Source organism: Periweissella fabalis, from assembly GCF_012396505.1.
GTDB lineage: Bacteria > Bacillota > Bacilli > Lactobacillales > Lactobacillaceae > Periweissella > Periweissella fabalis.
This window is the reverse complement of the sequence record NZ_JAAXPN010000001.1, coordinates 392,482-405,775: the sequence shown is the minus strand read 5'-3', so window position 1 is coordinate 405,775 and position 13,294 is coordinate 392,482. Positions and strand designations below refer to the sequence as shown.

The window sequence follows — 13,294 nt, the reverse complement described above, 5'->3', positions numbered from 1 at the left end:
CCTTTAGATGGTAATTAGTTTATAAATCTTCACGCCAAAGTGGTTGTGACATACATCTTGGTCCTCCACGACCACGTGATAATTCACTAGAGCGAACTTCATGCACGATAATACCATGTTGGCGAAGTAACTCATTACTAACATAGTTACGATCATAAGTAATAACTTCACCCGGTGCTATTGCTAAGGTGTTTGAACCATCATTCCATTGTTCACGTTGGCTAATAATTTTATCCCCACCACCAGTTTGGATTAAATCTAATTCTGGGAGCTTTAAAACCTCTTTTAGTGTCGCCATCAAATCTGTTCGATGGCTTAGTTTAATTGTATTATCAGGTCCAGGAGTCATAATAAAAATATTCATTTGTCCTTTTTCATCCATGATACCTGGAAAAATAGAAAACTGATCATGATTAATCATTGTAAATACCGTGTCTAAATGCATCATTGCATGGTTATGCGGTATTTCAATAGCAACAATAGTATCAAAATTTGCTGCTGTATTTGCAAATAATTCTCGTGCCAAGGCCTCAATTGATTTGGATGAAGTCCGTTGTGAAACTCCAATTGCTAAGACATGGTTATTTAATACTAATTGATCACCACCTTCAAGTCGGGTCATATTATTACGATTCCGCCAAATATTTACTTTGCCAGTATACCGAGGATGATAACGCATCACATATTCTGTAAATAATGATTCTGGTTGGCGGGCTGAATAAGTCATACGGTTAATAGTAATACCATTACCGATTGCTGCTTGCGGATCTCGAGTAAAGTAAGCATTGGGTAATGGATTTAATAAGTAAGGATTTTGTGCATCGCGACCAGCTAAATCATGCAATGAATCATTAATGAAATCTAATTCATTTCGTCGAATACCACCGTACAACTTAGCTACTAATTGATCATTGGTAAAATCATCCAAATATGCAAGTAATGCATCATGTGTTGTTCCCAAGTCATAACCAGATTCAGACAAAAATCGCTCGATAAATTCAAGTTTTATGTCTGAGGCAAGATTAAAAACATCTTCAACTAAATCTTCAAGATAGACAACCTCGACACCATTATCATTAAGAACTTTTGCAAAAAAGTCATGCTCTTCTTGGGCAATTTTTAAATACGGAATATCATCAAACAAAAGCCGTGTCATTGTATCAGGAGTAATATTTTCAATTTCTTCACCTGGACGTTTTAATAGGACTGATTTTAAAGTTCCTATTTCTGAGTTAACATTAATTACTGGTTTCTTCATTAAGTTTTCCTCCTTTTTAAATATGCATAAACTTTTAATAGAAGCCCTCCTAACCTTTATATTAAGCGATTGTTGTTACTTAATATAGGGTATAAAATGAAAATATAGTTATCCAAATGGTTAACAAAAATATATTTCTGGATAATGGAATGGAGGTATTCATGGTAAATAAAACTGAGCGCTTTTTACATGAATGGCTAACAATCGCTGATATGGATAAACCTATTTCTCCAGCTTTTGAACAGCAAGCTTATACATTAGGTGTTGATTTACGCCAAGCTTATTACGCGATTGTTATTAAACATTCACAACAAATAACCCGACCAATGCACATCCAGTTAAGCTTTCGATTAGATGCAGAACACATTGTTTTTATTTTGCACCAATTTGAGTCTCCAACCCTAGTAACAAAGTATTTTAGTACGCCTAATCAAATTGGAATTGGCAAAGCCCACTTTGACATATCTGGGACAATTAAAGAAGCACTCCAAGCACTATGTTTTACGACCCCAAATTCTATTAACCATCAAGCAACTTATCAAATGACTCAACAATTTGAAGCATTACGTAATAGCGGGATTGCTAAGGAGCATTTAGTGACAATTATTAATAACTTAGGCAGCGGACAAGATGAGTTAAATCTCTTAAATACGTTTTGGGTATTTACCATTACAAACCATAGCATCGCTAAAACTGCGACCATTCTGCATGTACATCGTAAAACGGTTGAATATCGCTTAAAGCGCTTAGCAACTATTACTCAACATAATCCGCAAGATGTGATTGAAAATATCGATTTATTAGCTGCGTATATTAGCTGGCGAACACAAAAATTAACTTTTTTACTAGCTAAACTCGCCAGTATTTCAAAGCACATGCTACCGCGAGATACACAAGTGACGGAATTTTGAATTCAATTATCTTTGGAATAGTTAATAGCAAAAGATACCCCAAAAAATTCAGTTTGAATATCTTGAAAATTATTTGACTACTGAAATCCAGGCCCTTTTTCCAGCCTATTTTAACCAAATTTAAGTCGCAAAAAAGCCCCGCTAACAATGCACAGATTGTTAGTGAGGCTTTTTAAGTTAGTTATTGTTCGTTAACCGGTCTATTTAAGGACACGTTTAACCGTTTTGGCAATATTGGCAACCAACGCATCAATGTCAGCGCTAGTCGTGTACGTGCCAAAGCTAATCCGGAGTGATTCTTCAATCCGTGGTGAAGTTTCACCATACATCGCCGTTAGGACATGCGATGGTTCAAGGGAACCAGCCGTACATGCCGAACCACCTGAAATGGCAATGCCAGCCATATCAAGATTAGTTTGCATGACATACGTTGAAACCCCTTTGATCCAAATGTTTAACACATGTTGGAGCGAATCTTCTTTAATAGCCCCATTAACAGCAACATCAATGTCAGCGGCCGCTAAACCACTTAACACTTGATCTTTAAAGGCGGCGTATTTGACTTGCCGCTTAGCTTTTTCTGCTGGTGTAATTAATTCAACCGCGGTTGCAAAGCCAGCAATTGCTGGAATATTTTCGGTCCCAGCGCGACGTTTTTCTTCTTGATCGCCACCTTTTAAATAACTTGGAAAGACCAAGCCATCGCGGCGGTACAAGAACCCTAATTGCTTAGGGCCATTAATCTTGTGCGCAGAGGTTGATAGCATATCAATATGATCACGCTTAACATCAATATCTAGTAAGCCATATGCTTGGACTGCATCAGTGTGAAACCATGCTTGGTGATCTGCTAAGACTGCTCCAATTTCACGAATGGGCATATGGGAACCGACTTCGTTATTCCCCATCATAATGGTTACTAAGATTGTATCATCACGTAAAGCCGCTTTTAGGTCAGCCACACTGACTTCACCAGCTTCATTAACTGGTAAGTAAGTAATTTCAAAACCGTGTTCGGCTAACCATGCTAATGGTTTTAAAACTGCTTCATGTTCAACCGCACTAGTAATAATATGTTTACCTAGGTGCTGACGTGCTTCAGCGGTTCCAATAATGGCCGTGTTATCAGATTCCGTTCCACCAGAGGTAAAGACAATTTCTTCATCTTTGGCGTTAATCGAACGTGCAATAACTTGGCGGGCATTTTCAAGCACCATGTGGGCTTTACGACCAAAGGCATGTGTTGATGAGGCATTCCCAAACGTTGATTGCATGGTTGTTAACATGGTATCAATTACTTCGGGTGCCATTGGAGTAGTGGCTGCATTATCTAAATATACAACCCCGGTATTTAAAGCAACTTCTTTCATTTTTCCGTCCTTTTCAAGAAACAACTAGCGATAATTACTTAGCAGCTTGGTTTTTGAAAAGTGCAATTAACATGTCAGCTGATTGTTTACCAGCTTGTACGATAAATTCGTCAAAAGTAACACCAGCATCCCCATCAGCATTGTCAGACATGGCGCGAATTACAGCATAAGGAATCCCAAATTGATGGGCGGCTTGAGCAATCGCAGCACTTTCCATTTCAGCAGACATTGCATCAGGGAAGTTAGCTTTGATACGGTCAACTTGTTGCGCACTAGCCACAAATGAATCTGAAGTTACGATTAAGCCCGTCACAGTATGTAAACCGGTACTTTTAGCAGCATCCATAATTTGAGTAACAAGGTTTTTATCAGCGACAAAGCGAGCTGGTTGTTGGGGTACTTGCCCGTAACTATAACCAAAGACCGTGGCATCAACATCGTGATAGGCGGTTTCGGATGCAACTACGACATCCCCAATCTTCAATCCTTCGCCAATGGCCCCAGCGGAACCAGAGTTGATAATAACATCAACATCAAAGTTAGTAATCAATAAAGCTGTGGTTAAACCAGCTTGGACTTTACCAATTCCTGATTCAACAACCACCACGTCTTGACCAGCAATGGTACCAACGTGAAAATCAATGTGCTTAATACTCTTGATTTCAAGGTTTTCCATCGCTGCTTCTAAGTTAGCCATTTCTTCTGGCATGGCGTTAATAATTCCGTATTTCATTCTTTTCAAATTCCTCTCAATATCATGTAAGTAAACTAGTTAATCGACAAAGCGTAAAACTAAAAATGTAGCAATAATTAATAACACTAAAATCACAATCGTGACATTTAAACGGAACTTAAGTCGTTGTTGCTTCCCTAAAGAAGTCAATCGCCCAAATTCGTCCATGTCATAACGTTTATTTTTGGCAAAACGTTGCGCGGTTTGGCGCTCACTTTCACCTTGGGGCTCTTGTGCAAAGCTATCGTCGCGCGTATGAATCTCACCGTTTTCATCAACATAGCGCCCATCATGCATGCGCCGCATAGTTGAATCTTCAGTGGTTGGCGTTGCTTTTTGATGACTTTGTTGATATTCACGATACTCTTTACGCGTAATTGGGTCTTTATCCATTGATTAACCCCTTTACATAGGCTTGGTTGGCTGCCCAATACCAGTAAGCCACTTGCGTTTTTGAATCATCGAGTAAACCTTGGGCATTTAAAGCGGCTAATTCATCAAGAGTGTACGTGCTGAGGGCGAGATTTTCATCATCATCTTGGGGTAATTCATCAGTAACTGGTGTTAAACCAGTTGCCAAATACAGATGCATTAATTCATCTGCGTAGCCCGCTGAAAGATAAAAACTACTAATTTTTTCAATATGGGCAGCTTGCATCCGAGTTTCTTCATTTAATTCACGAATCGCAGTTTGTAATGGATCAGTATCACGATCATCTACTTTTCCTGCTGGAATTTCAAGAGTTTCCTTAGCTAAGGCAGTTCGCCATTGACGCATAATCACGGCTTTGTTGTCATCAGTAATTGCTAAAATTGCAATCGCTGGACAATGGTGGACAATATCACGGGTTGCTGTTTGGCCATTGGGTAATTCAACCGTTTGGACCTCAACGTCAATAATGGCACCGTGATATTTTAGTTCACGTCCAATAACTTTTTCTGCAAAATCCATAATAATGCCTCCATTAATTAGTCTGCAATTGGTGCATCAATTACGTGTACTTGGGCAGCTTGGGGGCCACGAACTCCTTCAACCACAACAAATTCAACGTAATCACCAACTGTTAAAGCTTTAAAACCATCACCAACAATGCCTGAGAAATGAACAAAAATGTCATCTTGACCGGTAATTTCGATATACCCAAAGCCCTTTTCTTCGTCCCAAATCTTAACGTATCCATGTTCCATAATTATTCCAACTTTCTAAACTATTTATTGCTTTATCTTAGCATATTTATGCCCTAGTTTGTGATTATCGCTAGGATTAATGTTTTTTCAATTTTAGCTTTTTTAAATAGCAAAAGACCAGCAAACTATCAAAATCTGCTGGAATTTTACAATTAATGTTAAACATATTGGAGTTCTTTTTCGTCGTTATAAGCCCGATCAATGATAGCTGAACCAAAACATTCAGCCCCATCATAAAAGACCACCGCTTGACCTGGCGTAATTGCTTTAACTGGCTCATCAAAGATGACAGTTGCCAAAGTCTTGTCAGCATTAAGTTTAACGGTTACACCAGTATCTTTTTGGCGGTAACGGAATTTTGCTGTACAGTGGAATTCCAAGCCTCGATCAATTGGCGTTGTAAAGCTTACTTCAGACGCTTCCAAGTGAGTTGCAAACAAGTATTTGTTGTCATCCCCTTGACCAACGAATAAAGTATTAGTTTCAAGGTCTTTACCAACTACGAAGAATGGATCTTCATTACCCTTTTGACCACCAATTCCAAGGCCTTTACGTTGACCAATTGTGTAGTACATCAAACCAGCATGTGGTCCCATGTCACGCCCATCAAAAGTCATCATACGACCTTCTTTGGCTGGTAAGTAGTTACTAAGGAATTCTTTGAAGTTACGTTCACCAATGAAGCAAATCCCAGTTGAATCCTTCTTCTTAGCAGTTGCTAAGTTGTTTTCTTCGGCAATCTTACGAACTTCGCTTTTTTGCATATGACCGATTGGGAACATAACTTTACTAATTTGTTCTTGTGATAGTTGTGAAAGGAAATAAGTTTGATCCTTATTTGCATCACCACCACGAAGCATATGTGTAATACCATTTTCATCCTTTTCAACTTGGACATAGTGCCCAGTTGCGACATAATCAGCTCCAAGTTCCATCGCGTAATCCAAGAAAGCTTTGAACTTGATTTCTTTATTACACATTACGTCCGGATTAGGTGTCCGGCCCTTCTTGTATTCGTCAAGGAAGTATTGGAACACACGGTCCCAGTATTCCTTTTCAAAGTTAACTGAGTAGTACGGAATTCCAATCTCATCGGCTACTTTAGCGACATCTTTGTAATCTTCCGTAGCGGTACAAACACCGAATTCATCAGTGTCATCCCAGTTTTTCATAAATACGCCCACGACATCATAGCCTTGGTCTTTGAGTACTTGCGCCACAACTGATGAGTCAACCCCACCAGACATACCGACAACTACACGTGTTTGACTGTTATCTTGTGTCATAACAATACCATCATTTCTTTAGATTCTGAGAATCATTACAATTTGAAGGTTGTAAAATTTCAGTAACCTATATTATACATGAAATCGCTTATTAAATACAAGTACCAACCATCCCTACCAATCAAAGGCTTTTAAGTATAAGTCAACTTTGGCTTGATTTTCAGCTTGTTTCACCTTTTTGGTCCGTCGGGTGCGTTTAACGACTGGTTGCTGGGCTTTTAATTGTTGACGCTCAAATCGGGCAAACGCATTACGAATGGCGTACGTATCTTCAACCGTTAAAGGTAAGTCCACTGCAACATATTCTTGGGTAAATGGGGCATAATTGTGCGTATCTTGGGCTAATAACCATGCTTTAACAGCAGGATTTAACTTCACCCCTCGACGATACCGGCGTAGCGTTTCATCTAAACCAAAGTTGAGTTGGTGAATTTGGGTTTGCAATTGGCGCATGATGGGTTCAGGAATTTGGGCGTGATCAGCAAAATGACTAATCCCAAGTTTCAACATTTTACCACTAGTCTGATTTTGCAACATGTATTGATGTTTTAAGCGCCGGCCACAATCACAAAATAATTGCTTACCTTGAACGTTGTCATAGTTCTCATTTAGTTGATACGCAACAAATTCCCAGTCAGTACTTTCACCTAGTAAATTACTATTAGTGAATAATGAAGTTTGGCGATAACGCACATGTTCATTTAAGACGGCTTGCTGTGCTGGGGTTAACAACTGCCAAATGCGTTGCCGCTCTTCTTTACTTAATACGGTTTTTTTGCTCTGTTCTTTTTTCATAGGACATATTATACCAATATGAACATATGTTCGCAATGACACTTTCAAGGTTATTAAATAATTTGATATAATACTTATAACCTAGTAATCGCTATTTTAAAGGAGGCCTGATAAATGGATTATGTGATATTTTTAGGAATACTTATTACGATAATTGGTGTAATTACGATGTTATTAACTCCACGTGAACGGCTCTGGGGTGGGATTTATCGTTCAAAGAATGTGACTATTTCAAGATTAGCGCTAATTTTAATTATCTTTGGGTTAATCATTATTATTGTTAAAGCATTGTTTAATGGTCAGTTAGGATAATTTGAAAATGTTTAGGCATGATTAGCTTGTAATCAGGCTATGCTCAAGCAGTCTATATAATCAAAATACACTAAATAGATCCCTTGAAAAAATCTTCAGGGATCTATTTAGTGTATTTCTTGATGTGTTTAACCTCGGTTAGAGTTTGCAGATCACTGCTTTATCCCATCGAATCAAGATTATTAACGATTGTTATTATTATTTGTATTGGCACCAATTTGTTGGGTGAAGTAATTTAGTTGTGCTTGAGCTTGCATCATAAATGAATCTAAGGCACTAAATTGACTTACATATTGTTGGCGTTTGGCAGTCAAACGATCTTGAAAGTTATCAATTTGTTGATTTAAATCTTTAATTGTCGCATCAAAACTAGTTGTCTTGCTAGCAATGATTCCAGTTTTACCTGTCGATGTTGAAAGATACGAATTTGCAAATTTACTTAAAACTGTAGTATAGCCTTTTTCATTAGAGGCTGAACCTGATATAGGCGCAATATCTGCAGAATAGAAGAAATCTTTAACCGCTTGCGGGTTATTTTTTAATGCTTTTTGAAAGGTTGTAGTATCAAAGCCTAATGTACCTTCTTTATCAATTAAAGAAATTCCAACACTGTTAGCTGAGAGTGTATCATTCCCTTTATTATTTGCTGAAGGTGTGATAATCCGTTGTAATTGAGCTTGTAATTGAATTAAATCACTATCACCAGCTAACGAACCGGTTTGATTATCGGCTTTACTGGGATCACCAACATTTAAATCAGATTTAATTAAACCCATTAAACTATTGTATTGACTAACAAAGTCATTAACAGCACCTTCGAATTTATTATCATCATTTTTTAAACCAATTGTCGTTGTTTGCAACTCAGCACTATCATCACTGGTTGCTTTTTGACTAAGCCCCGTCAATGTTACAGTAGCACCATCTAAAACATCCGTAATTGAATTACTATTCCGTGCAGTTTCAAGGCCATCAATTGAAAAAAGTGCAGCATGACCATTTGAACTCTTTACTTGATCCAAGCCTAATTTATTAATCAAATTATCAGTTTCGCTAGTTGTATTGATAGTATAATTACCTGCTAGCATGCTCTTAATGACCAAATGATTGTCAACGACTGAAGCTTGAATATTAGTAGTCTTACTTTGAGCATTAATTTTATCAACGATATTACTGATACTGTCATTTTCTGTAATATCAATTGTTAACTTGGATTTATCAACAACACTATCATTACTAGGAGCATTAGGAATCGACAAAGAATTATCCATACTATCTTTGATATCGCCATTCCCTTTATAGATTAGTGATAAATCTAATGATCCGGTTAACTTAAGAGCTTCCTTACTATTTTTGACATCAGAAATTCGCGTCCCAGTCACTTTAGTATTAGTTGCTAGTTGCTTAACAATTAAATCATGACTACCCTCAGCAGCAGTAACATCACCACTAATAGTTGCTACTTGATCATTTGAACTGCTAGCAACTTTGGTATTAAATATTTCAGGTTTTTGTAAATTAGTAACTTTATTAAGTAAGTTGTTTAAACGTGAGCGAATGTCCCCCCAGGCAGTCTCTTTATTTTGAATTTTTTGAACTTGTTGCTGCATTAGTAACATTGGTGTTGATTCAGCTTGAACTAATTGATCAATTGTCTGATTATTAATTCCTGAATATTGTCCCATGTAGGCGCCACCCAAACCACTACTACTGACCATATTTATCCCTCTTTTCTTAAGTTGTTTAAATAAGTGTTATTGTCTTTATATTTCCTTAATAATAATTATCGGTTAGATTGAATAATATTTAAGGGCAAAATAAAAAACCGACAGTAAAATTCTGTCGGCTTTCTAACTAAACTTCTTTTCCTTGAAGATCATACATTTCTTTATACTTACCATTTAAAGCAAGTAATTCTGCGTGAGTACCACGTTCAATGACTTCACCTTGATCAAGCACTAAAATTAAATTAGCATCTTCAATCGTTGACAAACGGTGGGCAATGGCAATCGTAGTCCGGTTATTACGCATCTTAGCGAGTGCTTTTTGAATGGTAACTTCAGTTTCAGTGTCAATATTAGCCGTTGCCTCATCGAGCACTAAAATCTTAGGATTGGTAACAATTGTTCGGGCGAAATTAAGTAATTGCTTTTCACCAGCTGAAAATGTTGCTCCATGTTCAATCACGGGTTCAGCATATTTTTTTGGTAATTCTTCTATAAAACGACTTGCTTGGACAAATTCAGCAGCCGCTTTAACTTGTTCATCAGTAATGTCTTGGTTAAACATTCGAATATTTGAACTAACATCCCCGTAGAACATGAATGATTCTTGTAATACCAGGCCAAGTTTTTTGCGAATTTCGGCAATCGGATATTCGCGAATATCTTGATCATCAATTAAAATTTGGCCTTCTTGGAAATCATAAAAACGCATCAAAGCATTGATCGTTGAACTCTTACCAGAACCAGTGTGACCAACTAAGGCAATCGTTTGGCCAGGTAAGGCCGTAAATGATAAATTCTTCAAAATTGGATGAACCCCATCATAGGAGAACGTTACATTTTTGAATTCAATTTTACCTTGGGTGATTTCACCGTGGGGATGTGCGACTTGTGCGGGGGCAAGTTCTTGATTTTCAAGAATGCGCAAGACCCGGACCCCTGCGACAGAACCATCTTGGAATAACGCTAATTCTTGCATGATTTCACTCATTGGTGCAAAGAAGTTATTCAAATATGAAATAAAGGCGTAGACCGTACCGGCCGCGACAGCCGCATCCATTGAATGCCAACCAAACATCCCTAAGATAATCACAATTCCTAACCCATTAAATAAGTTCATCAAAGGATTAAGTAACAACGATTCAGTTTTGATCATCCGAATCCGGGCCATTTGATATTCATCGTTGGTCACCGCAAAATCTTTTCCCATCCGCATTTCTTGGCGGAATTGTTGAATCACATTAATTCCGTTTATTGATTCGGCAATTTTGGCATTTAATTGGGATAGTTTCTCCCGCATGCCACCATAAACTTTGGAACTTACTCGTTGGTAGTAGAACACGGCCCCGAATAAGAACGGTAAGAAAATTAGTAAGGCTAAGGCAATTTTGGCATTAGTGACAAACATCGCGTAGTATGAAGCCACCAAACCAAACGTCCCCATTAAGACGAGCATGAATAGCCGCCAAACTTCAAACAAGGCTTGGGTATCATTGGTTACTCGTGACAAAATCGAACCAGCCGGATTTTGGTCAAAATACCGCATCCCCAGGGTATGAATATGGCGGTAAAGTTGTTCACGGGTATTAACCTCCGCATAGGCCCCACCAAGACCATATAAGTATTCTTGCAGAAATTGGAATACTGCTTTGAGCAGTGAAACCCCAAAGTAAACGGCGGCAAAAATTATTAAAACTTGGAACTTAGTATCGAGATGACCTAAATACTTATTCATGAATTCTTGTAAAATCCGTGGTAATAAGACATTGATGGCTGATACAACCCCAATAGCAACAATGGCACTAAAGAAGTACCATTTATAAGGCTTAGCAAATGGCAATAAGCCTCTAATGACTTTAACTTGGTCTTTAAACGTTAATTTTTCCGCCCAAATTGATTGTTCTTTGGCCATTAAGCTTCACCTCCTTGGATGGTAGCGTCCATCCCATGTTGTTGCTGTTGGTAAATCATTGCATACCAACCATTTTTAGCCAATAAATCAGCATGAGTACCACGTTCTTTGATTTGACCATGATCAAACACAATAATGTTTTCCGCATTCATTACTGAACTCATCCGGTGAGCAGAAATAATGGTCGTTTTATTAGCGCGATCACGTTTTAAAACAGCTAAAATAGCGGCTTCGGTCCGGGCATCAACCGCGGATAATGAATCATCCAGAATTAAAATTTCTGGATTAATTAACAATGCTCGGGCAATAGCAAGCCGTTGGCGTTGACCACCAGATAAACTAATCCCATGTTCACCAACTTCTGTTTCATAACCATCGGGCATGTTCATAATGTCGTCATGGAAGGCTGCTTTTTGTGCGGCAGCATGGACTTGTTCATCACTAGCATCTGGCCGAGCAAAGCGAATATTTTCTTTAATCGAAGTACTAAATAAGAACCCTTCTTGCGGCACATAACCAATCGAACGCAAGTATGTGTCTTGGGGGAATTGGCGAATATCTTCACCATTTAAAGTAATGACACCCTCGTAGTTATCATATTGACGGAGGAGTAACTTCAATAATGAAGTTTTCCCCGCCCCAACTTGGCCAACAATTCCAAGCGTGTGGCCGGCTTTAATTGTCACATCAATATCTTGAAGCGCAATTTCAGCATCATCAGGATATTGAAATTGCTTGATAGCAAAATGAAGATCACCTTGTGCAGGTAGCATAACGGGATTTTCAGCTTCTTTAATGTGGGTTTCATTATCTAAAATGTTCATAACCCGGTCATATGAGGCATTCCCGCGTTCGATAATGTTAAATAATTGACCAATCGCAAACATTGGCCAAATTAACATTGATAAGTAAGCAATAAATGAGACTAATTGGCCGATATTGATTTGTTGATGTAAGACTAACCAACCACCATAGATAATGGTTGCAACATACGCCAACACAATAATCATGGTCGTTAGTGGGTCATACAATGCCCCAACAAACTCAACTTTTTTATAAGCCTGCATCAAAGCCTTGTTATGCGCGTTGAAATCTTCAATATCTTGCGCTTCTTGACCTAATGTCTTGATGGCTTTCATCCCTGAAAGTGATTCTTGAACCTTATCACTTAACTTAGAAAAGGCGCGTTGTTGATCACCAAAGGCATTATGCATCCGATGACCTAATTTAATTGACATCACGGCTAATAATGGGAATGGTAAGATGGCGACTAACGTTAAGCGCCAATCAACAACAAACGCCATCGTAATAATCGTAACTGTCCCAGTCGTTAATGAGTCAACTAAGGTCAAAATTCCCATCCCCGCAACTTGGCGAATTTGAATTAAGTCATTAGTTGCCCGCGTCATTAAGTCCCCAGTCCGATATGTTTGGTAAAATTTGGTGTCCATGTGCATAAAATGCATGTACAAGCGTTGCCGTAACTTCCGTTCGAGGTACGTTGCCCCACCCCAAATGTGCACGGCCCAAATATATCGGAATGCATAGAGGGTCACAGCTTCGGCGCCGACCCCCAGTAAAATTAAAGCTAACTTCATCGGTGTTAAACTATGGGCGACAATTTGATTGACGGTATAACCGATTAAAAATGGCGGAATCATATTTAAAAATGCCGTCATCATCAATGCAAGGAGCCCACGAATGTACATCGCTTTTTGTTCTTTGAAGAACCAAGTTAGCTTGCGGAATATATCCATAAAAAAACCTCTCTCTCCATATAAATCATAAGTATCCCATTCTAATTT

General features: G+C 38.3%; 13 protein-coding genes. 2 read left to right on the top strand and 11 right to left on the bottom strand.

The features are described 5' to 3' along the window. Window positions 1-19: 19 nt before the first annotated feature. On the bottom strand, window positions 20-1,258 hold the full coding sequence (gene arcA, locus HF964_RS02130; protein ID WP_168721391.1) for an arginine deiminase: 1,239 nt from the start codon (window positions 1,256-1,258) through the stop codon (window positions 20-22). 161 nt (window positions 1,259-1,419) lie between these two features. Here arcA and HF964_RS02125 point away from each other — a divergent pair, with 161 nt between their 5' ends. Then, window positions 1,420-2,169 carry a PucR family transcriptional regulator gene (locus tag HF964_RS02125; RefSeq protein ID WP_168721390.1) on the top strand — a complete coding sequence of 250 codons (750 nt, stop codon included), beginning with the start codon at window positions 1,420-1,422 and terminating at the stop codon, window positions 2,167-2,169. Between the two features lie 200 nt (window positions 2,170-2,369). On the opposite strand, the gene HF964_RS02120 is transcribed toward HF964_RS02125, so the two are convergent. From HF964_RS02120 to HF964_RS02090, 7 genes are all read right to left on the bottom strand, one after another. Further along, window positions 2,370-3,539, bottom strand: a complete 1,170-nt coding sequence (locus HF964_RS02120) for a cysteine desulfurase family protein (RefSeq protein ID WP_168721389.1) — start codon at window positions 3,537-3,539, stop codon at window positions 2,370-2,372. 34 nt (window positions 3,540-3,573) lie between these two features. Further along, window positions 3,574-4,272 carry a 5'-methylthioadenosine/adenosylhomocysteine nucleosidase gene (locus HF964_RS02115; RefSeq protein WP_168721388.1) on the bottom strand — a complete coding sequence of 233 codons (699 nt, stop codon included), beginning with the start codon at window positions 4,270-4,272 and terminating at the stop codon, window positions 3,574-3,576. A 39-nt stretch (window positions 4,273-4,311) separates the two neighbouring features. Continuing rightward, window positions 4,312-4,665 (bottom strand): hypothetical protein, encoded by a 354-nt coding sequence (locus tag HF964_RS02110; RefSeq protein WP_168721387.1) that lies wholly within the window; start codon window positions 4,663-4,665, stop codon window positions 4,312-4,314. Then, window positions 4,658-5,224, bottom strand: a complete 567-nt coding sequence (locus HF964_RS02105; protein WP_168721386.1) for an NUDIX hydrolase — start codon at window positions 5,222-5,224, stop codon at window positions 4,658-4,660. Before HF964_RS02105 ends, HF964_RS02110 begins: the two co-directional genes overlap by 8 nt. Window positions 5,225-5,241: 17 nt before the next feature. Next, on the bottom strand, window positions 5,242-5,460 hold the full coding sequence (locus HF964_RS02100; RefSeq protein ID WP_168721385.1) for a cold-shock protein: 219 nt from the start codon (window positions 5,458-5,460) through the stop codon (window positions 5,242-5,244). A gap of 158 nt (window positions 5,461-5,618) precedes the next feature. Then, window positions 5,619-6,746 carry a tRNA 2-thiouridine(34) synthase MnmA gene (gene mnmA, locus HF964_RS02095; protein ID WP_168721384.1) on the bottom strand — a complete coding sequence of 376 codons (1,128 nt, stop codon included), beginning with the start codon at window positions 6,744-6,746 and terminating at the stop codon, window positions 5,619-5,621. A 114-nt stretch (window positions 6,747-6,860) separates the two neighbouring features. Then, a complete protein-coding gene (locus tag HF964_RS02090; protein WP_168721383.1) occupies window positions 6,861-7,541 on the bottom strand; it encodes a hypothetical protein in 681 nt (226 codons plus the stop codon). Window positions 7,542-7,655: 114 nt separating this feature from the next. Between HF964_RS02090 and HF964_RS02085 the strand changes: the two genes are divergently transcribed. Continuing rightward, the gene (locus HF964_RS02085; protein WP_168721382.1) at window positions 7,656-7,853 is read left to right on the top strand and encodes a hypothetical protein; all 198 of its coding nucleotides are present in this window, start codon (window positions 7,656-7,658) and stop codon (window positions 7,851-7,853) included. A 182-nt stretch (window positions 7,854-8,035) separates the two neighbouring features. Here the strand turns inward: HF964_RS02085 and fliD are convergent, their stop codons facing one another. From fliD to HF964_RS02070, 3 genes are all read right to left on the bottom strand, one after another. Then, window positions 8,036-9,571, bottom strand: coding sequence for a flagellar filament capping protein FliD (gene fliD / locus HF964_RS02080; RefSeq protein WP_168721381.1), 1,536 nt, complete (start codon window positions 9,569-9,571; stop codon window positions 8,036-8,038). 136 nt (window positions 9,572-9,707) lie between these two features. After that, entirely contained in the window at window positions 9,708-11,489 is a 1,782-nt protein-coding gene (locus HF964_RS02075; RefSeq protein ID WP_168721380.1) for an ABC transporter ATP-binding protein, read from the bottom strand. After that, entirely contained in the window at window positions 11,489-13,246 is a 1,758-nt protein-coding gene (locus HF964_RS02070; protein WP_168721379.1) for an ABC transporter ATP-binding protein, read from the bottom strand. Before HF964_RS02070 ends, HF964_RS02075 begins: the two co-directional genes overlap by 1 nt. Window positions 13,247-13,294: the final 48 nt, after the last annotated feature.